This window comes from Sphingobacterium sp. IITKGP-BTPF85 (genome assembly GCF_001006065.1).
GTDB lineage: Bacteria > Bacteroidota > Bacteroidia > Sphingobacteriales > Sphingobacteriaceae > Sphingobacterium > Sphingobacterium anhuiense.
In genome coordinates, this window is record NZ_ASZT02000087.1 from 1 (window position 1) to 22,408 (window position 22,408).

31 protein-coding genes are annotated in these 22,408 nt (G+C 34.7%); 8 read left to right on the forward strand and 23 right to left on the reverse strand.

Translation table 11 applies throughout. The features are described 5' to 3' along the window. The 20 genes from L950_RS16220 to rplM form a co-directional block, all read right to left on the reverse strand. Nucleotides 1–448 (reverse strand): carboxypeptidase-like regulatory domain-containing protein (locus L950_RS16220; protein WP_197086470.1); only part of this gene is annotated, 448 nt, incomplete at its 3' end. 92 nt (nucleotides 449–540) lie between these two features. Beyond that, nucleotides 541–1,143, reverse strand: a complete 603-nt coding sequence (locus tag L950_RS16225; protein ID WP_021188558.1) for a TetR/AcrR family transcriptional regulator — start codon at nucleotides 1,141–1,143, stop codon at nucleotides 541–543. 398 nt (nucleotides 1,144–1,541) lie between these two features. Beyond that, entirely contained in the window at nucleotides 1,542–1,970 is a 429-nt protein-coding gene (locus tag L950_RS16230; protein ID WP_021188559.1) for an SRPBCC domain-containing protein, read from the reverse strand. 106 nt (nucleotides 1,971–2,076) lie between these two features. Next, nucleotides 2,077–3,708 carry a hypothetical protein gene (locus L950_RS16235; protein ID WP_156169725.1) on the reverse strand — a complete coding sequence of 544 codons (1,632 nt, stop codon included), beginning with the start codon at nucleotides 3,706–3,708 and terminating at the stop codon, nucleotides 2,077–2,079. A 6-nt stretch (nucleotides 3,709–3,714) separates the two neighbouring features. Continuing rightward, nucleotides 3,715–4,491 (reverse strand): ABC transporter ATP-binding protein, encoded by a 777-nt coding sequence (locus L950_RS16245; protein WP_021188562.1) that lies wholly within the window; start codon nucleotides 4,489–4,491, stop codon nucleotides 3,715–3,717. A 203-nt stretch (nucleotides 4,492–4,694) separates the two neighbouring features. After that, the gene (locus tag L950_RS16250; RefSeq protein WP_021188563.1) at nucleotides 4,695–5,066 is read right to left on the reverse strand and encodes a hypothetical protein; all 372 of its coding nucleotides are present in this window, start codon (nucleotides 5,064–5,066) and stop codon (nucleotides 4,695–4,697) included. A gap of 57 nt (nucleotides 5,067–5,123) precedes the next feature. Then, complete coding sequence (locus L950_RS16255; protein ID WP_021188564.1) at nucleotides 5,124–5,699, reverse strand: pentapeptide repeat-containing protein; 576 nt, start codon at nucleotides 5,697–5,699, stop codon at nucleotides 5,124–5,126. Nucleotides 5,700–5,772: 73 nt separating this feature from the next. Then, nucleotides 5,773–6,246 (reverse strand): OsmC family protein, encoded by a 474-nt coding sequence (locus L950_RS16260; protein WP_021188565.1) that lies wholly within the window; start codon nucleotides 6,244–6,246, stop codon nucleotides 5,773–5,775. A gap of 61 nt (nucleotides 6,247–6,307) precedes the next feature. Further along, on the reverse strand, nucleotides 6,308–6,748 hold the full coding sequence (locus L950_RS16265) for a VOC family protein (RefSeq protein ID WP_021188566.1): 441 nt from the start codon (nucleotides 6,746–6,748) through the stop codon (nucleotides 6,308–6,310). Nucleotides 6,749–6,759: 11 nt separating this feature from the next. Further along, complete coding sequence (locus L950_RS16270) at nucleotides 6,760–7,302, reverse strand: SRPBCC family protein (protein ID WP_031287452.1); 543 nt, start codon at nucleotides 7,300–7,302, stop codon at nucleotides 6,760–6,762. 18 nt (nucleotides 7,303–7,320) lie between these two features. Continuing rightward, the gene (locus L950_RS16275) at nucleotides 7,321–7,779 is read right to left on the reverse strand and encodes an SRPBCC family protein (RefSeq protein WP_021188568.1); all 459 of its coding nucleotides are present in this window, start codon (nucleotides 7,777–7,779) and stop codon (nucleotides 7,321–7,323) included. A gap of 106 nt (nucleotides 7,780–7,885) precedes the next feature. Beyond that, on the reverse strand, nucleotides 7,886–8,041 hold the full coding sequence (locus L950_RS30325; RefSeq protein ID WP_197086471.1) for an NAD-binding protein: 156 nt from the start codon (nucleotides 8,039–8,041) through the stop codon (nucleotides 7,886–7,888). A 10-nt stretch (nucleotides 8,042–8,051) separates the two neighbouring features. After that, on the reverse strand, nucleotides 8,052–8,639 hold the full coding sequence (locus L950_RS16280; RefSeq protein WP_197086472.1) for an NAD(P)-dependent oxidoreductase: 588 nt from the start codon (nucleotides 8,637–8,639) through the stop codon (nucleotides 8,052–8,054). A 190-nt stretch (nucleotides 8,640–8,829) separates the two neighbouring features. After that, entirely contained in the window at nucleotides 8,830–9,057 is a 228-nt protein-coding gene (locus L950_RS16285; RefSeq protein ID WP_021188570.1) for a VF530 family DNA-binding protein, read from the reverse strand. Further along, nucleotides 9,041–10,597: a serine hydrolase gene (locus L950_RS16290; RefSeq protein ID WP_021188571.1), complete on the reverse strand. Its 1,557-nt coding sequence runs from the start codon at nucleotides 10,595–10,597 to the stop codon at nucleotides 9,041–9,043. Before L950_RS16290 ends, L950_RS16285 begins: the two co-directional genes overlap by 17 nt. Before the next feature lie 88 nt (nucleotides 10,598–10,685). Further along, nucleotides 10,686–11,567, reverse strand: coding sequence for an SDR family oxidoreductase (locus L950_RS16295; protein ID WP_021188572.1), 882 nt, complete (start codon nucleotides 11,565–11,567; stop codon nucleotides 10,686–10,688). A gap of 235 nt (nucleotides 11,568–11,802) precedes the next feature. Beyond that, complete coding sequence (tsf, locus tag L950_RS16300) at nucleotides 11,803–12,639, reverse strand: translation elongation factor Ts (protein WP_021188573.1); 837 nt, start codon at nucleotides 12,637–12,639, stop codon at nucleotides 11,803–11,805. A 191-nt stretch (nucleotides 12,640–12,830) separates the two neighbouring features. Continuing rightward, nucleotides 12,831–13,628 carry a 30S ribosomal protein S2 gene (gene rpsB / locus L950_RS16305; protein WP_021188574.1) on the reverse strand — a complete coding sequence of 266 codons (798 nt, stop codon included), beginning with the start codon at nucleotides 13,626–13,628 and terminating at the stop codon, nucleotides 12,831–12,833. A gap of 18 nt (nucleotides 13,629–13,646) precedes the next feature. Further along, nucleotides 13,647–14,033, reverse strand: coding sequence for a 30S ribosomal protein S9 (gene rpsI / locus L950_RS16310; protein ID WP_021188575.1), 387 nt, complete (start codon nucleotides 14,031–14,033; stop codon nucleotides 13,647–13,649). An 11-nt stretch (nucleotides 14,034–14,044) separates the two neighbouring features. Next, the gene (gene rplM, locus L950_RS16315) at nucleotides 14,045–14,488 is read right to left on the reverse strand and encodes a 50S ribosomal protein L13 (protein WP_021188576.1); all 444 of its coding nucleotides are present in this window, start codon (nucleotides 14,486–14,488) and stop codon (nucleotides 14,045–14,047) included. Nucleotides 14,489–14,708: 220 nt separating this feature from the next. Here rplM and L950_RS16320 point away from each other — a divergent pair, with 220 nt between their 5' ends. From L950_RS16320 to L950_RS16340, 8 genes are all read left to right on the forward strand, one after another. Next, a complete protein-coding gene (locus tag L950_RS16320; protein ID WP_156169726.1) occupies nucleotides 14,709–15,977 on the forward strand; it encodes a tetratricopeptide repeat protein in 1,269 nt (422 codons plus the stop codon). Then, on the forward strand, nucleotides 15,974–16,480 hold the full coding sequence (locus tag L950_RS26780) for a CDC27 family protein (protein ID WP_021188578.1): 507 nt from the start codon (nucleotides 15,974–15,976) through the stop codon (nucleotides 16,478–16,480). The genes L950_RS16320 and L950_RS26780 overlap by 4 nt, the downstream gene beginning before the upstream one ends. After that, the gene (locus L950_RS16325; RefSeq protein ID WP_021188579.1) at nucleotides 16,470–17,261 is read left to right on the forward strand and encodes a DUF4292 domain-containing protein; all 792 of its coding nucleotides are present in this window, start codon (nucleotides 16,470–16,472) and stop codon (nucleotides 17,259–17,261) included. Before L950_RS26780 ends, L950_RS16325 begins: the two co-directional genes overlap by 11 nt. A gap of 147 nt (nucleotides 17,262–17,408) precedes the next feature. Next, entirely contained in the window at nucleotides 17,409–17,606 is a 198-nt protein-coding gene (locus tag L950_RS33575; protein WP_231577338.1) for a hypothetical protein, read from the forward strand. 2 nt (nucleotides 17,607–17,608) lie between these two features. Continuing rightward, nucleotides 17,609–18,358: a murein hydrolase activator EnvC family protein gene (locus tag L950_RS33580; protein ID WP_231577339.1), complete on the forward strand. Its 750-nt coding sequence runs from the start codon at nucleotides 17,609–17,611 to the stop codon at nucleotides 18,356–18,358. Then, the gene (locus L950_RS33585; RefSeq protein WP_231577340.1) at nucleotides 18,313–18,564 is read left to right on the forward strand and encodes a peptidoglycan DD-metalloendopeptidase family protein; all 252 of its coding nucleotides are present in this window, start codon (nucleotides 18,313–18,315) and stop codon (nucleotides 18,562–18,564) included. Before L950_RS33580 ends, L950_RS33585 begins: the two co-directional genes overlap by 46 nt. Before the next feature lie 187 nt (nucleotides 18,565–18,751). Next, nucleotides 18,752–18,952, forward strand: a complete 201-nt coding sequence (locus L950_RS16335) for a twin-arginine translocase TatA/TatE family subunit (RefSeq protein ID WP_031287456.1) — start codon at nucleotides 18,752–18,754, stop codon at nucleotides 18,950–18,952. A gap of 151 nt (nucleotides 18,953–19,103) precedes the next feature. Next, complete coding sequence (locus L950_RS16340) at nucleotides 19,104–20,441, forward strand: lytic transglycosylase domain-containing protein (RefSeq protein WP_021188581.1); 1,338 nt, start codon at nucleotides 19,104–19,106, stop codon at nucleotides 20,439–20,441. Nucleotides 20,442–20,649: 208 nt separating this feature from the next. Here the strand turns inward: L950_RS16340 and L950_RS36665 are convergent, their stop codons facing one another. The 3 genes from L950_RS36665 to L950_RS16350 all read right to left on the reverse strand — a co-directional run bounded on the left by L950_RS36665 (nucleotide 20,650) and on the right by L950_RS16350 (nucleotide 21,850). Next, nucleotides 20,650–20,802 (reverse strand): hypothetical protein, encoded by a 153-nt coding sequence (locus L950_RS36665; RefSeq protein WP_316930664.1) that lies wholly within the window; start codon nucleotides 20,800–20,802, stop codon nucleotides 20,650–20,652. Between the two features lie 16 nt (nucleotides 20,803–20,818). Next, on the reverse strand, nucleotides 20,819–21,160 hold the full coding sequence (locus L950_RS16345; protein ID WP_316930665.1) for a phosphoribosyltransferase family protein: 342 nt from the start codon (nucleotides 21,158–21,160) through the stop codon (nucleotides 20,819–20,821). Between the two features lie 105 nt (nucleotides 21,161–21,265). Continuing rightward, on the reverse strand, nucleotides 21,266–21,850 hold the full coding sequence (locus tag L950_RS16350) for a C40 family peptidase (RefSeq protein WP_021188582.1): 585 nt from the start codon (nucleotides 21,848–21,850) through the stop codon (nucleotides 21,266–21,268). Between the last annotated feature and the right edge of the window lie 558 nt (nucleotides 21,851–22,408).

The following is a 22,408-nucleotide window of genomic DNA, read 5'->3' on the forward strand; positions in this document are numbered from 1 at the left end:
CCTTTAGTCCTTGCATCATATCCATGTAATTGAGTTGCGGGGAGTTAACGACATCTTTGGCACTGATCTGTTCGATGGTAACTGGAGATGACAGTTTATTTTGAACTGTTCTGCTTGCCGAGACGACGACTTCTTGGCCAAGAATCTGGGCTGGTTTTAAAAGGAGTTCTAATGGTGTTGAAAAACTTTCTACGATGAATTCTTGAGGTTCATAACCTATTGAGGAAATCAATAATGTGATCGGAAGTGATTTAGAGGTTTTCAATTGAAACCTACCCCGATCGTCACTATACGTGCCATCGGTGCCATTTTTAACGCGAATCGAGATCGCGTATGCGGCTTCATTGGTGGTGCTGTTTTTAATGCTTCCTTTAATAAGGCTCTGCGCGAGGACTGTGCCGGACATACAGAGATAAAGGATCAGATTGAGTAAAAGGACCTTTTTCATATTTATAATTGGTTAGTTTTAGCAACAACATTAAAAAATATCAAAAATAGCTTTTACCCTTTCTCTAGTTTCTATCGAATACTACATTGCGGCTACTTTTTAATTCCTTTAAAAATCAAAGACACTAAAAATTTGGTGTCTTGCAGACTTTGCGAATAATCAATTTCAGGCTCTTGTTTTAGTATAGCCTGTTGCTCTACGCTGTGTTTTAGTGCATTAGAAAAATTGATCAGTACGGAAGCTGTATTTTTCGGATCTTTTAATTCCAATTCTCCCTCTTTAACTGCTTCTTCCAATAGCTGTGTGAGGAATGCTTTTTCTCGAATCATCAAGGCATCATATAGCTCGAAGAATCGCGGAAGTAATTTACCCATTGATTCTACTGAAACGCGATTCATGTTCAATACATTTTTATAATAATTGAATCGTGATTCGAGATAAAATGCAGTTCTATTTTCAATTCCTACTTTTTGAATCGTAGCACTTTGTAGCGAATGAATATAGTTTTCGCCTTCTTCTAATGCTACCTCGATGAATATATCTTCTTTGCTTTTATAGTAATAGTATAATGATGTTTTATTGAGGCCAACAGCTTTGGCAATATCTTCAAGGGTTGTTTTGTCCAAACCGAATTTCGCAAAACATTCCATTGCTGATTTACCAATTTTTTTCTTTACTTCTTCTTTCTTACTCATATTGCTTAGACTAAAGTTATAAATACAAATTCAATTTTCCAAACATTTTATTAAAAAGTTTGAAAAGTTGAAAATAACGTGTTTTAATTTTTTAAACTTAATAAAATTAAGGTATTAATAGTTTTTTATTGATCATCATCTTTATTTTTTCTTTATCAAAATAGATAAGATGATGGTTAATTAGGATTAGTACACATGATTATCAATAATAAGGAGTGAAAGAAAGAGGGAATGTTATTTTTGAAAGCATATCATTAAAATATACCATATTTTCTTTAAGATCTATAGATTTAAGCTACTTGGTTATTTGTTGAAGTTCATTAGGACCCAAGGTAAGATGTTTTGAATAATAAAATACGGGGGCCATAGCCCCGTAATTCTTCTATGCTTTATTAGGGTTAAGCATCTTTTTGCTGAAATTGTGCTTCAACGTATTTTTTAAAGTTATTGAGGATGGCCTGCCACCCCGAGTGTTGTTGTTCTTCGGAATGTGAGGTTTCGCTATCAAAACTCTGAACGATTGTTACCACGTTTTTGTTTTCAAAAAATGTAGTACTTACCTTTCGGTTGTCTCCAAGGGTATATGCTATATGCCTAAGAGGCCTCACTTCATCATATTGTCCTTCAAAATTAAAATCAAAACTTTTATCCTTTGCGGCCATGTGAAAACTGAATCGACCTCCATTTCGCAAATCATTGCTTGCGCTTGTTGTTTCCCAATCATCGCTTGCAGCATTCCAGTGAATAATATGCTCTGGTTTGCTAAATAGTTTCCAGACATATTCTAAGGGGGCATTTATATCGGCACTGACTGTAATTGTTGACATAATTTGTAATTTATAAGGAATTAGTATAAAGGTAATTAATATTTTTATCAGGTTGAAATTTCCTGTTAATTATCATCAAAAGCTAGACTTTTCCAATTTTCTTTTTTCAGATATTAATCATGATTAAAAATATAATCCACGCTATAATGGTAATCATCCAAATTATAATTTCGTATTCATGAATAACGATATGTAAGTAACCTACTAATGCTAAAAGTCCTAATATAAACAGGTTGATGATTGTTCTACTTTTCCCGTTTTCTATAGATTGTGAAAAGGGAAAAGATTTGACTAGGAATAACATAACAAGAACACTTTCAATACCTCCTATGGCTGTTGCTAGCAGAATGTCATTGGTCACATGTGCGCCAAAAAGGGGGACACAAATGATTAGAAAAATTAAATTGAAGGGTACGAAATATTTTAAGAATGCTGATTTTAAAACTCCTGACATTAATTCTCCTGTTTGTTGAATAGGGGCTGCGTAATAGATCCATGCCGCTTTGTATTTTTCACTTTTAGTGATTAGCTGGAAAACAGTTAATACTGTAAAAAGCGATAGATAGAAAATCATAATATAAAGTCCTGATGTATTCACACGGTCAATTTGTTCTACCAATGTATTATTTTTCCCCTGCAGAAATAGAAAAATGAAGTAGATCGGTAAGTAAGCCATTGTGGGATACAGTTGCATTTTAAACTCTCTAGATCGTGAAGTTATTAACCAAATGATTGAAAATCCAGCTTTTTCCAATGGTGTATTTGTGAATATTTTTTCTATTTTTTTATAAAACGAAATTTTCCCCTCTTGTGATAGTTCTTCTTTTTTAACTGGGCTGTCTCCGATAGCTAACTGTGCTATTTTATTATTAAAATCTTTTGAAAATAATTGTGATGACCCTAAAATGGCCACAATAAGTAAAATGATGCTAAGAGAAGCAAAAATAAGTGTCAAACCACTGAAATCTTTAACTAGCATAGCTTGAAAAGATGCGATCCATGTTCCTGGAGAAATCCATAGTAATTTAAGATGATAAATACTGTTTTCTCCTTCTGTAAAACTTTGCATTACTCTAGGGCCAATTTGATAACCTAGAAAAATAAAAATGGAAAAGAATATCTGGATGTAACTGATTGTATCTTTAAATTTTTGAATAGACAGAAAACGTAGACATAAGGAATAGAAAATATTGACAAAGAAAACCGCTATTAAAGCTGCTATTATAATTTGAACAAGAAATATCGATGCTGCAAAAATATTCCAACTGACAAATACATAGATCAATGCCGGTAATGTTATGGGCAGTAATTGCGTAGAAATCTTTATTAGCATGTATAATATCCTTGAAAAAGCAACTGTTTTATCATTCACTGGTCTTGGTAAAATGATATATTGGTCCTTGTTATCAAGAAGAATTGTTGAGAAGTCTGTTATCAGCGATAATGATAATATGGATAATATAAACGTTAAGAATAATGATGTTGCTAAGAATTTATCGGGGATGATAATAACAAATGATAAGAACATGAACCCCATAAGGGAGAAAATAAAAAATTGAAACCAGGTTGAATTTTTAGCTGGTTTCTTATTTTGATTCTTCGTGAACGAGGCTAAAGGACGACGATCATCTATTGTTAATTTTGTTTCAATTATTATCCTTAATTGGGCAACATCGATACCTATGCTTGTCCATAATTTGCTGAAAAGCAAAATGAATTTTAATGTTAATTTCTGCATATTATTTTATCGAATTGCTGAAATAATATGTGATGCATCTATGTTTCCATCTTCTTTTCCTGTGAGTTTTGAGAAAATTTGTTCCAACGTATCAGATTGGTTCGTTTTTAATTGCTCGAAACTTCCATCAGCTATAATATTACCTTCTGAGATTAACATAATGCGATCGGATACTTTTTCGACAACGTCCATCATGTGCGAGCAGTAAAATATTGTTTTGCCTTCTTTAGCCAAAAGGGAAATCAATTCTTTTACAATAATAACAGCATTAGCATCTAATCCTGATAATGGTTCATCTAAAATTATAATTTGGGGATTATGTATTATACCTGAAATTAATAATACTTTTTGGCGCATACCTTTAGAAAATGTATCCATCCTGTTATTTAAATTTTCTTCAAGACCAAATGCTTTAAGTAATTGTTGTGCCCTTTGTTGAATTAATGTATCTTCCATACCATACAGTTTACCTACAAAATCAAGGTATTCCATAGGCGTCAATACCTCATATAGTTCTGCATTTTCTGGTACATAACCGATTTGACTTTTTACGGTAAGCGGATCTTCTTTAATATCTATATCATTAATAAAAACCTCTCCTTCAAAATCATTGATCAGACCAGTAAGTATTTTAACTGTAGTCGATTTACCGGCACCATTGGGGCCAATATAACCGATTACTTGACCGGGATAAATATCAAGATTTATGCCCTTTAATATTTCTTTTGATCCGTATGATTTTCTAAGATTTGAAATTCGGATAATTGGTTTGCTCACATCCATAAAATAAATTATTCTGAGCTAAAGATATAAAATTTGAAAGGGTAATGATACTAATTTATGGAGAAAGAAATATTTGATTAAAAAGGTTTAAGAATTTAAGATTTGGATATCGTATTATAGAGAATATTTAACGATATCCATTTCTAAAATGAATTTGTGGTATATTCATTTGTATATGTTTCTAGAAATTTACGCTAGGTCCATTAATCATAATTAATGGGATAGCCTTCCTCATCTAAATCATCGCGTAAATCTTCCGGTGTTTCGGCTAGTTTCTTATCTATTGGCTTCAATTTTACTTCTCCTTCAATCCGCATTCCACCTTCTTCGAGATCGTCTTCGATGAGTTCGTCTAAATCTGCATATTCATCTCCAACGTAGGGGTTTGAATTGTCGTAAGTAGAATCGTCATCTGCAGCCCCTTCGGCGACAGTATCATAATCACTTGGGTGATCGTAATCAGGGTCGCTATCTTCCACATCTAATGAAAATGATTGTTTATCTGGATCGTAAGCTAATTGGTCGGCGTTTGAATTTTGAACTTCATCTTCATTCGCGATTTTCTTTTTAGACATTTTAAATTCTCCTTTCTATATATAGAGAAAACAAAAGAACACTAGAAAAGTTTAAAATTACGACTCGATTTTGATATCATATTCGCTAAGTAGGCCCGGCAGACTTAGGAGTGAAAACTTTGCTTTTTTTAATTTGTTTTTATTCGGTGACAGCATCAGATTTTGTGCATCTCGAAAATCGACCTGCTCCAAATTGGTCTGATCAAATATTGCTTGATTTAGATCACAATTTTGGAAAGATGACCCTGTTAGATCTGCTTCAGAAAAATCTACTTCCCGTAATTGGCAACTTCTAAAGGTTGTTTTTTTTAGCTTCAATTGATAAAATGAAGCATGATCGATATTGCAGTTTTCAAAAGTAAAAGATAAACCGAAGCGGTTGCATTGCTGAAATTGTAAGCCTAATAGTTTACAGTTTTTAAATAGGACTTGTTGGAATGTTGTTCCGGATAATTCGGCTAATGAGAAATTACAATCTATAAATGTACAATCTGCAAAAATGCTATTGTTTAATTTATTGTTTGAAAAGTCGCAGTTTTCGAAACGGCAATTATCGTATTCAGCTTGTTCAAAGTTATTTTTTTTATAATCGATGAAAGTTATTTTTTCTCCTTCGTAATATGCTGCGGTCATATCCAAAAATAGAAATTTTAAATTAGGAATATGTTATAAATAGTCCTCTTTATTTATATCAGTTTATAAGATGCTACAGAACTATGAGTATAATGGGTTCATGATGAACAGGAATCCGAATTGATTTTGCAATAAAACAATATGCATTGGCCTTAGTATGTAATTCTGTGGCAAGTGTCATCAATTCTGGATTTCTGATCCAGACGGTTGGTTGGAGTGTAACTTTTGTAAATTGACCAGCCCCAGATTTCTCTTCTGTTAGAATACCTATCGGTTGATCTTCATATCGTACTACTTGTATACCCGATTCGGTACAAAAGTGTAAATACCAAAGCATATGACACGTTGATAGTGAACTTAGGAATAAATCTTCTGGGTTATGTTTTGTTGGATCACCTAAAAAAGCAGGATCTGAAGATCCTGCAATTACTGCTTTGTGCGGTATGCTGATTTCAAAATCACGTTTATAGTCTTTATAGGAAGCGGTATCTTTTCCAGTATTTCCAATCCAGATTACTTTTTGCTTGTATTGATGTTCTTTTGCCATATTAACGTATTTAGAAAGCTGAATTGATCATTCAGCTTTCTAAAATTAATATAATAAATTTCTATTCCGGGGTATTATTATCAACATTGATCATCCAATTAATGCCAAATTGATCTGTTAACATGCCAAAATATGCTCCCCAGAATGTTTGAGTCATTTTCATAGACTGTATTCCATTGACTGAAAGTATATCATAGAGCCTATCTGCTTCTTCTTTATCTGTACTGTTAATTGATAGTGTAATATTCGTTCCTTTTATATAATTTCCACAATTACCATCAATACTATCGCTACCCATTAAAATACTATCTCCGTGTATGGGTAATGAAACATGCATGATTTTATCTTTCTGTTCTGGTGATAGCGGTGTTTGTCCCTCAGCTGTAGGCATCTCACCAAATTTACCTATGTACTGGAATTCTTTCTTGAAAACATTTTTATAGAAGTTAAATGCCTCCTCGCAGTTGCCTTCAAATGTTAAATAAGGATTGATTATTGTCATGGTATTTTTATTTACTCCGTTTCTAGTTTTGTTTTTAACCTTTCTAAGCCTGTCGCTAAATCACCGCCTAACATTTTATCAAAATCCATACAGAGCAGCATGAGATTCATCGGGTAGCTCATGTGTCCATCAAATCCCCAGATTACTCTTGTTGCAGTTGGAGATATTGAATCTGTGATCATGTACGCCTTATCTTTGGATTCAAATGGTTTAATAAATCGAATTTCAAAATCAATTCTTTTGCCTTCTTCGATTTTAACAATTTCCTGCTCCCCTTTTCCTACACTATCTGCTTTACTGTCCCAAGCTGAAATAAATCCAACAGTTTCATCTGTACCTTGATATGTTTTTGTCATTAAAGGATCCATCATTGCCCATTTACTGAAGTTATTTTGATTGCGTAGGTATTTGATATAATCAAATACTTCTTGTTTTGGTTTGTTAATGGTAATTTCTCTTTTAACAGCATAATCTTTTTTAAGAAATAGAGCTGTTATTAAAAGTACTGCCACTATGAGAAGCAATACAATAACTATTTTCTTTAGAATTTTCATATTGGTAATTTTAGTAGTTTATAACAGCGCTTCTTTGGGGAATTTGTCTACAATTAAATTTAGATTTATACCGTGTTCAAGGTATGCTTTGCAACCATCGAGTACTGTTGTAAATCCTCCGGTGGAATCTATTAATACTTGCAATAATTCATCTCCTGATTGCTGGAAACCTCTTTGATGGATTGTGACATACGTACGATCTGGAGACAGTGATTTAAAATTGAACTCTACTAAAGTTTCGGGTTGTCCCCATAGTACTGTAATTTTTTCATTGGCGATGATATCCTGTACTTTAGCAGTACTTTTTACACCATACATTTCCCATTCCCAAATAACTGTTTTTCCTATTTCTAGTTTTCCGGAGCTTTTGGTAAACCAAAAATGCACAGTAATCGCAGGATCTATAAATGATTGAAACACCTGTTCAACAGGTTTTCTAATTAACATTTGAGCTTCTACAGATATTTGGTTTTTCATAACGTGTATTACTGAATCTGTTTTAAATACTTAATAATACTGATAACATCCTGTTTTCCTAATCCTGCATCATGTGCTTTTTGATACGTTTCCAGTAGCACTGTATTCATTGGGGTGTTAACACCTTCTTTTTTGCGAGGTTTAGATCTTTTAACATGAAGTCCAAAGCAAAGGCGGGTGTATAATCTTGCTGTAATAGGAGTGGAGTTTTTACTTTAGTGGCTCCACTTCCACAGGCACTTTCATTGATTATTTCTAACATGTCTTCTGTTTTAATTCCACTTTTCAGCAAATAAAACTGTTTCGGCAAGGCCCTGATAGATGATAGAGAGAAAATAATTTATAGCCAGTTTAGCTGAAATACCACTTCCTACGGGACCAACATGCTTTACTGCCTTACCTAATTTATTTAAAAAGGGTAATACTTCTTGCAGGTCTTTTTCTTCTCCACCAGCCATGATAATCAATGTTCCTTCTTTAGCAGGAACAGTACTCCCTGCTACAGGTGCATCCATAAACCGAGCTTGCTTTTCTTGAATTTTTTGTGCTATCGTTAAAGTAAGGTCTTTGGAAATCGTACTCATATCGATAAATATTTTTCCTGATATATCTTCAAGATGAAATATATCTTCATAAAGATCTATTATTGCCGCATCGTTCGAAACCATGGTGAAGATAATATCACAGTTTTTGACTAATTCAACGGCACTTATATAAACTTCTGAAAGATCTGTGAATGGTTCTGATTTACTTGGAGTTCGATTGAAGACGGAAAGGGGAAATCCTGCATTTTCTAGATTTTTTGCCATTGGAAATCCCATGTTTCCCAATCCGATCCAACCTATATTTTTATGATGCATATGTATTAAGTTTATAACAGGTATAACAACTATTTTTTAAGATGGTTTTTACTTTTAGAGGTGATTATTTGTTTGATAAGCGTGATTACAAGAAAAGGTTATTTACGGCTTCGTTAACGGAAGAGTTTTGTAAATAACCTTTTTTATAAATGAATTGAATAGGCTTAGAAATAATCATATTTAATGATAACTACTTGTTTTCGTATTCGTAAATTTTAAGATATAATTCCTCGACCTTTTTTCTTGCCCACGGTGTTTTTCTTAAAAAAGCTAGCGATGATTTAATACTGGGGTTTTCGTTGAAACAGCGAATATTGATCCGTTCACCTAATCCTTCCCAACCTTCAAAATAAGCAATTAGATATTCTAGTATTGTATCCAATCTTTTTCCGTGAAGTGGGTTATTTTTTTGTTCCATTGTTTGTGTGTTTTTTAAAATTTAGATCTTGAAAGTCGAAACTAAAATCTGTCTGTGGTGATACCGGGTTCATTGTAAAACCAGCTATTTCTTTGTCTTGAATAGTGAAGTGTACAAATGCATCTGCATACATCAAGCGATTGTACCATTTGACAACATACGTGCTGTCTTGATAATAGTAAAGTTCACCAGTGAGTTGGGGAGAACGTTTTGAAGCGAACGTTAATCGTCCATTTTCAGCTTTAATTGATACTTCTCCAAGCCAGTTGTCGAGATATTTACCTGGTATTGTTTGCCGGTATTTGTCCTGAATGTTTTTATTCTCTTCTACGATTTGCCACGTTTTCTGTGTTATGAGATCAGCTTCAGCATTGTTTTTTGCAATTGAAGTTTGATAGGTGGTAATCCAGTGTTGATCGTTAATACCTAAATAAAAATCTTTTATCGTATTACTGATGGCACTGAATGCTGCACCTTCTTGCTGATTGGTGAGCACTACAATACCCAGTTTTAATTGTGGAAGCATAACGATTTGTGTGACAATTCCTTCTAATCCACCCGTATGGGAAACCTCTAATTTACCCGCCATATCTGTCAGACGAAAGCCAAGGCCATATGCTCTGAATAACGAATTGTAAGGAGGAACAGTACTGACAGGCATGATTGTCTGTGGTGTGATCAATTCTTTTAATTGCTTCTTGGTGATCAGCTGATGTCCATTATTCTCGCCGTTGTTGAGGTGAAAAATCATCCATTTGTTGAGATCGACCACATTGGAGTATATGCCTCCGGCTGCATCCAAAATGGTATTGGTATAGCGTGTACTGACATGATTTATACCATCTAGAGGTACATGTGGAGCGATCACATCTTGGCGATCTTGCAACATGTTCCAATTTGGTGCAGAATGATTCATTGCCAACGGTTTAAATATCCTTTCCTGAATAAATGTCTGCCAACTTTGGCCTGATACTTTTTCTAAAACTTTTCCAGCTATAATATATAGCAGATTATCATAATCATATTTTGTGCGAAAATCGGATGTAGGTTTTAAATACTGGATGTTATGGATAATGTCATCGGGAGTAAAGTCATGTCCATCGGGCCATATCATTAAATCTCCGGCACCTAGTCCCAAACCACTTCTGTGAGTTAGCAGATCACGAATCGTGAAGTTTTTAGTTACATAATCATTATACATCTTGAATTCCGGGAGGTATTTTTGTACGTGGTCATCCCAGTTTAATTTACCTTCATCTACTAAAATAGCCAGGGCAGTGGTTGTAAAGGCCTTTGAATTGGAGGCAATTCCAAAGTTCGTTGAAGCATGGACTTTATTCATTCTATTTAAGTCGGCAATACCATATCCTTTGGCGAATATTACCTGGTTATCTTTTACGATACCCACGGCTATTCCCGGTACATTAAAGGTTGATAATGTTTTCTGGACAATGGAGTCTACGACACTTTCTTGTATATGCTGTGCAAATAAAGAAGTGCTGCTAAAAAATAGAAGAGCTATACAAGCTATTTTTTTCATTCATTTGTGAGATTATATTCAAATATCTAAATAAAACAGCAATTGTATAGTCTTAATATAAGAAATACAGTAATTTTTAAGGGATGTATTAAGTACTTTTTGCTCCTCTGGTCAATTTTTCAACCGTGTCCCATTGTTCCTCTGAAACGGCATCTAGTCCATTAAATTCTCCAGCACCTTTTAACCATTCTCCGCCATCGATTGTGATCACATCACCATTGATGTATGCTGAATAGTCGGAAACGAGGTATGCCGCCAAATTGGCTAATTCTTGTAAGTTACCAGTTCTTCCAAGAGGTATCCTGTTGACAGGGTTGAGGGTGTCACTTAGGTTACTTGGAAAGAGGCGGTCGAACGCGCCTGTTGTATGAAAAGGGCCGGGAGCAATTGCATTTAATCGAATTCCTTTGCGTCCCCACTCAACTGCTAACGATCTTGTCATCGCTAATACTCCAGATTTAGCACAAGCAGAGGGTACGACATATCCTGAACCGGTACTTGCGTAGGTCGTTACGATATTGAGTACTGTTTTATCTTTATCCTTGTTTGCAATCCAAATTTTTCCAAGTGCCAGTGTGCAGTTTATGGTACCTTGAAGTACAATTCCTAAAACAGATTCAAATGCACGGTGGCTTAATCTTTCTGTCGGCGAGATGAAATTTCCGGCGGCGTTATTCACTAATATGTCAATTGAGCCAAGCTGTTTAATACCATAATTAATAACTTTCTCTACTTGGTCATAATCGCGAACATCACAAGCAATTGCTATACATTTACCATTAGTTTCCTTACTAAGTTCTGCTGCGGTTTGTTGGATAACATCGTCTTTTCGACTCGTGATGATGCATTGTGCCCCTAATTGTAAAAAGTATCGGGTCATAGCTTTACCAAGACCTGTTCCACCTCCGGTAATCAATATGTTTTTTCCCATTAGTGCATCCTCACGAAGCATTCCTTGTGTTGTACTCATGTGATATTATTTAGTGTTTGTAATCAATTATATCATCCAATTTACAAAAAAAAAATCTTCCTTTTCGAGTTATTTATGATATGCTTTTTAATGTCTTTGATAAACTTTGTTCCTGGTGGTTGGAAATACGGGAGGGGGAGTAAGTTATTTAAAGAAGAAAAGGCCTGTCTCATTGAGACAAGCCTTTTATGATTATATGTTTAAGACGCATGAGCTAACTCATGTTCTCTTGCATTTATGCTCCTAATTGAACACGTTTGAATGCAGTAACAGTTAAGCCTTTAGAAACTGAATCTAAGAATTGAGCGATAGATTTAGAGTTATCTTTCACGAATTCTTGGTTCAACAAAGTAGTTTCTTTGAAGAATTTGTTCAATTTACCAGCAGCGATTTTTTCTGCCATTTCAGCAGGTTTACCTTCAGCCATGATTTGTTCTTTAGCGATAGCAATTTCACGCTCGATTGTATGCGCATCAACACCATCTTTATCAATAGCAATAGGGTTCATTGCAGCGATTTGCATAGCTACATCTTTACCAGCTTCTTCAACACCATCAACATTTGCAGATAAACCAACTAATACACCTAGACGGTAGTTTGCGTGGATATAAGCAACAACTTTCTCAGCAGAAACAGTTTCGTATTTAGAAACGTCAATTTTCTCACCGATTTTACCAGTTTGCTCGATTAATAAATCAGCAATTTTAGTACCGCCAATTTCTAATGCTTTTAGGTCTTCTAAAGTAGCAGGTTTGTTTGCTAAAGCAACTTCAGCAACTGAATCAGCGAAAGCCACGAAGTCAGCATTTTTAGCTACGAAATCAGTTTCACAGTTAACTTCAACTACGATACCTGATTTACCATCAGTTGCAGCTTTAGCAATGATAACACCTTCGTTAGAATCACGGTCTTGACGGCTAGCAGCAACTTTAGCTCCTTTTTTACGTAAGTAATCAACAGCAGCTTCGAAATCACCGTTTGCTTCAACTAACGCTTTTTTACAATCCATCATACCTGCGCCTGTTTGTTGACGCAACTTGTTTACATCTGATGCAGAAATTTGTACTGACATGATATATTCTTTTTAAATTTTTGACTTATTATTTTCTTGACAATATTAGCATAACTATTGTTAAGCTAATATAAAGTTATCATTCTTATTCGAGAAATGATAAACCAAAAAACCGGACAGATAGGTCAGTCTAAGAAAAGAATTCTTTTCCAGAAACCAACGCTACGCTATCCGGTTTGGAATAAAAAATATTATTCTCCGTCTTTCGCTTTACGAGGACGTTTAGCTTCTGAAGCTTCAGTAGTATCAACTTTAGCCTTAGCTGCAGCTGCTTCTTTTTCTGCTTCGTCTTCTTTATCACGTTTGCGCTCGTCCAAACCTTCTTGGATTGCTTGACCAATGATACCAGCGATTAAGCTAATAGATTTACTAGCGTCATCATTTGCAGGGATTGGGAAATCAATGTTTGAAGGGTCAGAGTTTGTATCAACCATTGCAAAAGTAGGGATGCTCAATTTGATTGCTTCAGTAACAGCGATGTGTTCTTTTTTCACATCGATGATGAATAAAGCAGCCGGTAAACGGTTCAAATCAGCGATACCTCCTAATAGAGACTCTAATTTGATACGCTCACGTTGAATCATCAACTTCTCTTTTTTAGATAATACATCGTATGTACCATCTTTTTGCATTTTGTCAATAGTAGACATTTTTTTGATGGACTTACGAACTGTTGTGAAGTTTGTAAGCATACCACCTAACCATCTTTCTGTAACGAAAGGCATGTTAACTGCTTTCGCTTGTTGAGCGATGATTTCTTTTGCTTGTTTTTTCGTTGCTACGAATAAAACCTTACGACCTGATTTTACGATTTGTTTGATAGCTGAAGCAGCTTCTTCCAATTTCGTAAGCGTTTTGTTCAAGTCAATGATGTGGATACCGTTACGTTCCATGAAAATGTACTTAGCCATTTTCGGATCCCATTTACGTGTAAGGTGACCAAAGTGCACACCTGCATCCAATAAGTCTTGATAAGTTGTTCTTGCCATTTTTTGATCCTCCTTTGATTAACGTTTACTGAATTGGAATCTCTTACGAGCTTTCTTGCGTCCTGGTTTCTTACGCTCAACCATACGGTCATCACGTGTAACTAAACCTTTAGCACGTAAAGCTGGTTTAACTTCTGGGTCTAATTCAACTAATGCTTTCGCAATAGCTAAACGTACAGCCTCAGCTTGTCCTTTTACACCACCTCCATTAACGTTCACTTTCGCATCAAAATTCCCTGCTTGACCTGCTACTTCTAATGATTGAGTAACAATGTATTGCAAAGGCAATGTTGGGAAATATTCTTTGTAGTCTTTACCATTGATCGTAAGGACTCCGCTACCAGCAGTTAAGTAAATGCGGGCAACAGCAGTTTTTCTTCTTCCTGAAGTATTAGTTGTTGACATGTCGATTCTCCTTAAAATTTAACTGGTTTTGGATTTTGAGCCTCTTGTTTGTGCTCAGTTCCAGCATAAACATAAAGGTTTTTAAACAATTGACGACCTAAACGGTTTTTAGGAAGCATACCACGAACAGCTTTTTCAATAACGCGCTCAGGGTGTTTTGCCAATAATTCTTTTGGAGTGATGAAACGTTGACCACCCGGGTATCCCGTGTAGCGAACGTAAGTTTTGTCACCCAATTTATTACCTGTCAATCTAATTTTTTCTGCATTGATAACGATAACATTATCTCCGCAATCTACGTGAGGGGTAAACGATGGCTTGTGCTTTCCGCGAATTACTTTCGCAATTTCGCTTGCCAAGCGCCCCAAAATCTCGCCTTCAGCATCAACAACGATCCATTCTTTGTTGATGGTGTTCTTGTTGGCAGAGACAGTTTTGTAACTTAACGTATTCACTTGCTTTTAATTAAATAATTAATAAAATTTTATTCACTTCTTTTCCCTGTGTCTCAAGGGTCTGCAAAGGTACTTTTAATTTCTTGATTACGAAAATCTATTTTACTTTATTTTAGACAGTTTCATTTTAATCTGAAGCACTTAAGATTAATTTAAATGCCGGGTAATGTCATAATCATCAAAAAATAACCTATTGAAATGCAATAGCACTATTTAACAGTTGTCCATTATTAGTATATTGCAACATATTAATACAGTAATTGTTGAACGAGAAGGATTATTTATGTTTAAGAAATATTTGAAATACGCGCTATTGGTAACATTGTTAACTACGGTTGGACAAAGGGTTTCAGCACAGGAGAGCAAGCAAGAAAAACCTTATTCGCAACAATTAAAAAATATTGAAGTTTTTTTGAGGAACGGTGATTTCAAGCAGGCCATGGATTCTTTGGATGCCATTACTACGCGATATCCTAATGCTGATGATGCTTATTTTACTAAAGCCGTTTTATTTGGACAGATGCGTAATGCTGATCGTGCTTTGGAGGAAGTAAATAAAGCTTTGGAAATTAATCCTAAAAATGAATATTTAAGTTTCAATATCGATGTTAATAAAGGAAAAGGTGATCTCCCTAGTGCGATCCGTTCATTGGATCTGCTGATGACAAAGGAGAAGGTCAACATTGCGGCCTTGAATCGCGAGAAGATTATGTTGTTGTTTAACAGTGACAAAAAAGATGAGGCTTTTGCTTTATATAAGGATGTTAGAGAGCGAGCGGGAGCTACCGATACGCTTGACGTTATAGGTGCTACTTTGCTATTGTCAAAAGATGATTTTCCTGCTGTAATCCAGGTTCTTGAACCTTGGGCAATTAAAAAATCTCCTTTGGCACAGGTGTACAGTCAATTGGCACAGGCTTATCGTGGAATTAAAGATCCTAAAAAAGCTATTGCGATATTAAATACCGGTGTTGCAAATGCGAAAGATGATTACTTATTTTTAGATCTGGCTGATGAGTACCGTTTGTCTGGGAAGGCTAAGCTTTCTTATGATTACTTAAAACAAGCCTTTTTATCTAAAAGTGTTGATTTCTCGGAAAAAAATAGAATTATCTTATCTTTATTAGCTCCTAATAGTGGATTTTCATTCGACCAGGCACAAGAATTAGCTAATATATTGGTTGATGTACATCCTCGCGTAGCAGAAAGTCATGTGGCTAAGGGGCAGGTGAATTGGATGCGTAATGATTTAGTTGGGGCACAGTCTTCCTTTTCTATTGCAGTAGGTATTAATCCTTATCAAATTGATGCATGGCGTATGCTCATGAATGTTGATTTGGCGTTGGAGCAATATGATCAAGCGATAGAACATGGCGGTGAAGCTTTACACAATATTCCCAATAATCCTGTTATTTTGTATTTCAGTTCAATCGCATATACATTGAAAGGAAATTATGAACTAGCTAGAAATTTGATGGAGGCAGCTTGAACAATGGTCAAAATGAGAATGCAATTTTTCAATCAAATATTTATAGTGGTCTGGGCGATATTTATCATTCGCTTAAAATGGAAGCTGCTTCAGATGTTGCCTATAGAGAAGCTATTAACTTAGATAGTACAAATGTAAGTGCGATGAACAATTTAGCTTATTATTTAGCGTTAAGAAATCAGGATTTAGATGATGCGGCTCATTTTGCAGAGACAGCAAATAAGTTACGACCTAATGATGCGACATTGGAAGATACTTATGCATGGGTTTTATTTCAACAGGGTAAATATGCTGATGCATTGCTTTGGATTGAAAAGGCAATAAAAAATTCAAAATCGCCTTCAACAGTCCTATTGGAGCATTATGGTGATATTTTGATTAAAAATAAAAAAATAACCGAAGCGATGAAGCAATGGAAAAGTGCTTTGGCTATGGGGGGATCTACTGAAACCAATATGGAGAAGTTGAGAGAGAAAATAAATAAGAAATCGTATGTGGAATAAATCTGTTGTTACACTTTTATTGCTTGTTGTATTGGCATCCTGCAGTACTAAGAAAAAAATGAGTAAAGTAGAGAGTAAGCCTGAGGTAGTTGAAACGATCAGTAAGGAAGATTCTAAAAATGCGGTAGTTCAGAAATTTTTGTTGTCAAATCTGGACTTTACTACGTTCTCTGGCAAAGCTAAAAGCAAAATAGATTTAGGAAAGTCATCATACGATGTGACAGCTAATATAAGGATTGAAAAAGATAAAAGAATCTGGATTTCTATTACGGCATTATTGGGTATAGAAATAGGCCGGGTTTTGATTACTCCAGATAGTGTTCAGATATTAAATAAATTTCAGGGGGAATATATAGCAAAACCCTTTAGTTACTTGTATCAATATGCAAGTGAGGATTTAACTTTTTCAAATGTTCAAGATTTGTTTTTAGCCAATTTTTCAACGAATTTGTTAAATACAACCGACTTTGAGGTTGATCAAACGAGTGTACCAATTCAGTTGCGTGGTCAAAAGAATGCATTGACTTACTTATATTTAGTTAATCAACAGAATAGGTTAGATTCCTTTAGTTTGGAGCAGCCTGAAAAAGGACAGAAATTGGAGGCTAGTTATGCAGATTATTCAAATGGAGGTGGGCAATTGTTTCCGATGGGTCTAGAATTACTGATTTCAGGAGGTGATATGAATATTAAAGCAAACTTCAATTACAGCAGAATTTCATTTAATGAAGCTATTGAAATGCCTTTTACTATCTCCAATAAATACAAAGTAATTAATTAATGTTAGTACGATAATCCTTAAGATTTATTACTTTCGCATTTGAGACTATAATTAATTGAACATATTATATTCAGACTCAACTGCTAGTAAAAGATTACTATAGATGAATTTAAAGAAAATAACACTAAGTCTAACTGCGTTTTTTTGATGCTGGGAATCGGTTTTTCGCAGACTCGTGCAGAGCTTGAAAAAAAACGTGAAAAAATAAATCGTGAAATAGCGGAATTGCAAAAAACGCTAAAAGAAACGACTACAGAAAAGATTTTGACTCAGAAGCAGGTCAGTGCTTTAAGTAGTCAGATTAATCTTCGTGAAGAGAAAATTACAACGATAAGTCTGAATTAAGCTTGATTAATCGCCAGATTAATACGAATACCAGCGCTGTAGATAAATTGAAAGCAGAGTTGGAGAAAATGCGTAATGATTATGAAAAGATGATTATGTTCGCTTTTCGTAACCGCAATGCCTATAATAAGTTGATGTTTATTTTTGCTTCAAAGGATTTTAATCAAGGTTTTCGTCGTGTAAAATATTTGCAGCAATTCAATGATTCTCGAAAATTGAAAGCAAGTGAGATTGAAGGAACTAAAAAGCAGATTGAGCAAAAAATAGCACAGTTACAGGCTGATCGTAATAAGCATAAGCAGTTATTGAATGAGCAAGAGCAAGAGAAGAAAACTATTGCACAACAACGTGCTGTGTTCTCTAATGAATTGAGTTCTTTAATTACGACTGAACGAGGTGTAAAACGCGATATTACGCAGAAGCAAAAAGAAGAGCGTAAGTTAAGATCTGCAATTCAGGCTATCATTAAAAGAGAAATTGAAGCAGAGCGTAGAAGACAAGAAGCTGCTCGTAGAGCTGCGGAAGCTGCTGCAGCAAGGAGCGCGAAGAAAAATGACACTAAAGTTGATGATAAGGAAACTTCCAAATCTACGGCTCGTAAATCAGATTCAGAAGTGTTGCGTGCAACTCCGGAAGCGGCTCGACTTTCAGCTGATTTTAGATCTAACCGTGGACGACTGCCATGGCCTGTTTCCAATGCTAAGATATTACAAAGTTTGGTACGGATAGGACGGGTCGGAACGTCTCAGTAAGTCATGAATCATTAAAATTACAAACTTCTAGTGGCGCAACAGTTAAGGCTGTATTTTCTGGAACTGTAACAAGTACGTTAACTTTAAATGGATTGAAGGTGATTATTATTTCACATGGTGAATTCTTCTCGGTGTATAGTAATTTAGCTAGTTTTAGTGTGTCTAAAGGACAGAAGTATCAGCAGGTCAAGCTATTGGAACAGTAGCTAATGATCCGGATTTAGACGCGCCAGTTTTAGATTTCCAGGTTTGGCAAGGACAAATCCCGATGAATCCGCAATCATGGTTAGCGAATTAAAAAAATATAGAAATAAAAATTATTATGTACATTTGTTTTTAGGGTATAAGTGTATATACTTAAAGTGAATATTGAAAAACAGTAAATTATAAGTTATGTTGACATCAGGGTTATTAATAATGGGTATTGGAGGTCAGGAATTAATTATAATCGTTGTAATATTATTATTATTATTTGGCGGTAAAAAGATTCCTGAATTGATGCGTGGATTAGGTAAAGGTGTAAAAGAATTCAAAGACGGACAGAAAGAGGATTCTACAGATGATACTAAAGAGAAAACAACTGATAATAAGTAATTTATGTTGTTTTGAGAAATAAGATTTACAGCAGTAAAATCTTATTTCATTTTGTACAGTTTCCAGTATTGTTAATGAGGGTATGTAGTAAAAATACATGCTTTGTAATAAGGACTACTTAGGTTCTATTTATCAACCATAATTAAAAAAGATGATTGAAAGCAAGAAGACTCTATTGACGATAGGCTTAGCATTTACGACATGTTGTTTGTTTGCACAAGAAAAGTCTATTGAAGAGATGAGAAATTCTACTCAAGCAATCATGTTAGCGAGTATAGATCGTGAAAATGCATCTATTCTGCAGCAGCTTGATAGTATCAAATTTGTAAATGCCGGTGAAAAAGAAGTAGAAGGAATTTTATTTGATATCGAAGATGTAACTGTCGTTCGAAAACTAAATTCCTTAGAACGTGAAGTCCCTCTAGACTATAACCAACATGTTCGAAAATATATTGATCTTTATAATTCTAAGAATTATGCAGGGCATATGTCTCGCATGTTAGGATTGGCGCAGTATTATTTTCCGCTTTATGAACGTATTCTTGCTGAAGTAGGAGTTCCAAAAGAAATTAAATACCTCTCCATTATAGAGTCTGCGTTAAATCCACATGATGTTTCTCGCGTTGGTGCTACAGGGCCTTGGCAATTTATGTATGGGACAGCAAAGATCTATAATTTAACAATGGACAATTATGTTGATGAACGTAAAGATCCAATTGCTTCAAGCTATGCTGCCGCAAAATATATGAAGGAAGCGTATGCTGAATTTGGGGATTGGTTGTTGGCGATAGCTTCTTATAATTGTGGAAAAGGTGGTGTGAAACGAGCTATTTTAAGATCTGGCAAAATTCAACCTTCATTTTGGGAAGTTGCTCCTTTTCTGCCAAAAGAGACCAGAAATTATATTCCTGCATATATCGCTATGACTTATACTTTAGGATATGCACAAGATCATGGTATTGAAGCTAAGGATGGAGACATTGCCTTAAATACGCAGGTATTAGAGATTGATAAATTCATTTCGATAGCAGAGGTTGCTAAAGCGATAAACGTTTCTGAGGAGAGTTTAAAAGTGTTAAATCCAGCATATAAAAAAGGGATCGTTAATGGCTCTGATGAAATACATCGTCGTTTGATCATTCCTGCTTTAGCAGCTGATATGAATAAGGATCAACTTTATCTTGCTTTAAATACAACAGTAGAAACTCCTAGTCAAGTAGTGGCTTTAGCGAATGATGATGTGCGTGTGAGTAATAAGCGAAGCGCTCAAACAAGTACACATCGTGTTAGAAGAGGTGAAACTTTAGCTGTTATAGCGAAGAAATATGATGTGAGTGTTCAAAATTTAAAAGCTTGGAATAACGTAAAGGGATCTTCTGTAAAGACTGGTGCTTCATTAATTGTTAGCAGTAGTGGTGTCAATACGCGTTTAGCTCAGAAAACAAGTGCTGAAACTCAGAGAAGTCGAATTTTGCTTTTTATACTGTAAAAAAAGGTGATACGCTATCAGAGATCGCAAATAATAAAGGGGTGTCATTATCTAAGTTGAAGGCTGATAATAATTTATCACATTCGAGGTTAAAGCCTGGTATGAAATTGAAGATTAATCGGGGATAAATTTCGACCTAAGTTTCTGTAAAAATAAAGCGTCCAACTCTATAAAAAGTTGGACGCTTATTTTTTATAGCTTTATGATGTTATACCAGCCATGCAGCATCATCTTCTGCTTCATAGCCTAGTAAGTTAACTTCCACATGTTCTTTTAATATCGTTGATAATTTTAGCCCATAATAATCGCTTACAATGGGGAATTTTGGATGACTTCTATCAATAAGAACTGCAGTTCTCATTTTTTAATAGGGACATTCAAAATACGCCTAAACCATATGCAAGCGTTCTTCCGCTATTCAGTACATCATCAACTAGTATTAACGTTTTATTTTTAACATTTTCGATGGGTTGATCTGTTTCAGCTTTTAGGGAACGGCTTGTTTTGCTCATCGTCACTTTAAGTAACTCAATATCTTTATCCGATATTTCCTCTAGAATCTTTTGCAGTCTCTGTGCAAAAACATAACCTCTATCAGCAATACCGACCAATACAAGCGTATTTTCTTCAAAATTATCTTCTAAAATCTGATAAGCGATACGTATCGATTTTTGTTTAATCTGTTCTTTATCTAATATGAGCGTTTTCTTTGACGACATAGTGGTACTAAATTTATATACGGGTAAAAGTACTAAATTCTTTGCAAAAAAAAGTCCGAATGTCATGACATTCGGACTCTTGAAAATATTATTTAGAAAAATTTATTAATTAAATTTTTCAGATTTCTCAGCATTTATAATTTCGGCTGTAAGCGATTTGTTGTCATCAGGTAGTCTACCACCATCATAGTAATAACGTCTCCAATATGCCTCTCCTAAATTACTTATCATTACACCTTTGCTCGAAGAAGCATGTGCGAATTTGTTATCGCCAATATAAACTCCAACATGTGTAATGCTTTTACTTCGGATTTTAAAGAATACTAAATCTCCTGCTTTTAGATCATCTTTCTTAACAGGTTTAATTTGAGAGTATTGGTTACGGCTGTTATATCCTAATGTTGTATTGAATACTTTTTCGTATAATTCAAATGAGAATTTAGAACAATCGATTCCTCTTTTGGAGTCACCTCCTAATCGGTAAGGAGTTCCTAACCATTCATAAACAAACTGATATAATTTTGTATTTGTAGTTGCTGAAACCGCAACACCCATTATTTGGGAGAAGTATTCTTTAGCTAGATTGTCCGGGTCTGATTCCGGTTTAGATTGGGTTTTGGTTGATTGTGCCTGCGACACTAGACATAAGCCTATAAATAGCATTGTTGCTAATATTTTCTTTGTTTTCATTAAATCGCTTTTTTGTACAACTTTAAACTTATTCTTTTTTGTTGTTGGATGTTAACTATTTTGGACATCACTGTTGCGAATATAATACAACTCATCTTACTTTGCAAAAAAATGACATGTATTTAACGAATTTTTAACGTTTTTAACACTTTATTTATTGAGATGCAATTTAACTCCGATGGGTAAATTGTAAACTTTAAACTACAGTGATGATAAATGATACGTGCCTAGATTTGTTGTAGTAATGTGTTATTCATATATAAGAAGGTGTTTTATTAAATTTATATCAAAAAATGAGATTTTATTTTGATAGTTGATAAATAATGCATTATATTTACGAAAGTAAAGCAACAGCAATGAAAAATTCTATAATTATTACATCGATTATTATTACCACCGGGATAAAACTTAGGAGGAGGTAGTTTCGTTGTATAGAAATGTAGACAAGATATTTCATAAACGCCTTCCTCTCAGAGTGAAGGCGTTTATGCTTAAAACAAACAACAAACAAACAAACAAACAAACAAACAAACAAACAGTATATATTTATGAAGAGTT

What these genes read in the sequence shown, in the direction of transcription:
- L950_RS16225 (WP_021188558.1), bottom strand. Translation starts at nt 1,143, where the DNA reads ATGAGTAAGAAAGAAGAAGTAAAGAAAAAAATTGGTAAATCAGCAATG.
- L950_RS16230 (WP_021188559.1), bottom strand. Translation starts at nt 1,970, where the DNA reads ATGTCAACAATTACAGTCAGTGCCGATATAAATGCCCCCTTAGAATAT.
- L950_RS16235 (WP_156169725.1), bottom strand. Translation starts at nt 3,708, where the DNA reads ATGCAGAAATTAACATTAAAATTCATTTTGCTTTTCAGCAAATTATGG.
- L950_RS16245 (WP_021188562.1), bottom strand. Translation starts at nt 4,491, where the DNA reads ATGGATGTGAGCAAACCAATTATCCGAATTTCAAATCTTAGAAAATCA.
- L950_RS16250 (WP_021188563.1), bottom strand. Translation starts at nt 5,066, where the DNA reads ATGTCTAAAAAGAAAATCGCGAATGAAGATGAAGTTCAAAATTCAAAC.
- L950_RS16255 (WP_021188564.1), bottom strand. Translation starts at nt 5,699, where the DNA reads ATGACCGCAGCATATTACGAAGGAGAAAAAATAACTTTCATCGATTAT.
- L950_RS16260 (WP_021188565.1), bottom strand. Translation starts at nt 6,246, where the DNA reads ATGGCAAAAGAACATCAATACAAGCAAAAAGTAATCTGGATTGGAAAT.
- L950_RS16265 (WP_021188566.1), bottom strand. Translation starts at nt 6,748, where the DNA reads ATGACAATAATCAATCCTTATTTAACATTTGAAGGCAACTGCGAGGAG.
- L950_RS16270 (WP_031287452.1), bottom strand. Translation starts at nt 7,302, where the DNA reads ATGAAAATTCTAAAGAAAATAGTTATTGTATTGCTTCTCATAGTGGCA.
- L950_RS16275 (WP_021188568.1), bottom strand. Translation starts at nt 7,779, where the DNA reads ATGAAAAACCAAATATCTGTAGAAGCTCAAATGTTAATTAGAAAACCT.
- L950_RS30325 (WP_197086471.1), bottom strand. Translation starts at nt 8,041, where the DNA reads ATGTTAGAAATAATCAATGAAAGTGCCTGTGGAAGTGGAGCCACTAAA.
- L950_RS16280 (WP_197086472.1), bottom strand. Translation starts at nt 8,639, where the DNA reads ATGCATCATAAAAATATAGGTTGGATCGGATTGGGAAACATGGGATTT.
- L950_RS16285 (WP_021188570.1), bottom strand. Translation starts at nt 9,057, where the DNA reads ATGGAACAAAAAAATAACCCACTTCACGGAAAAAGATTGGATACAATA.
- L950_RS16290 (WP_021188571.1), bottom strand. Translation starts at nt 10,597, where the DNA reads ATGAAAAAAATAGCTTGTATAGCTCTTCTATTTTTTAGCAGCACTTCT.
- L950_RS16295 (WP_021188572.1), bottom strand. Translation starts at nt 11,567, where the DNA reads ATGAGTACAACACAAGGAATGCTTCGTGAGGATGCACTAATGGGAAAA.
- tsf (WP_021188573.1), bottom strand. Translation starts at nt 12,639, where the DNA reads ATGTCAGTACAAATTTCTGCATCAGATGTAAACAAGTTGCGTCAACAA.
- rpsB (WP_021188574.1), bottom strand. Translation starts at nt 13,628, where the DNA reads ATGGCAAGAACAACTTATCAAGACTTATTGGATGCAGGTGTGCACTTT.
- rpsI (WP_021188575.1), bottom strand. Translation starts at nt 14,033, where the DNA reads ATGTCAACAACTAATACTTCAGGAAGAAGAAAAACTGCTGTTGCCCGC.
- L950_RS16325 (WP_021188579.1), top strand. Translation starts at nt 16,470, where the DNA reads ATGTGGAATAAATCTGTTGTTACACTTTTATTGCTTGTTGTATTGGCA.
- L950_RS33575 (WP_231577338.1), top strand. Translation starts at nt 17,409, where the DNA reads ATGCTGGGAATCGGTTTTTCGCAGACTCGTGCAGAGCTTGAAAAAAAA.
- L950_RS16335 (WP_031287456.1), top strand. Translation starts at nt 18,752, where the DNA reads ATGTTGACATCAGGGTTATTAATAATGGGTATTGGAGGTCAGGAATTA.
- L950_RS16340 (WP_021188581.1), top strand. Translation starts at nt 19,104, where the DNA reads ATGATTGAAAGCAAGAAGACTCTATTGACGATAGGCTTAGCATTTACG.
- L950_RS36665 (WP_316930664.1), bottom strand. Translation starts at nt 20,802, where the DNA reads ATGAGAACTGCAGTTCTTATTGATAGAAGTCATCCAAAATTCCCCATT.
- L950_RS16345 (WP_316930665.1), bottom strand. Translation starts at nt 21,160, where the DNA reads ATGTCGTCAAAGAAAACGCTCATATTAGATAAAGAACAGATTAAACAA.
- L950_RS16350 (WP_021188582.1), bottom strand. Translation starts at nt 21,850, where the DNA reads ATGAAAACAAAGAAAATATTAGCAACAATGCTATTTATAGGCTTATGT.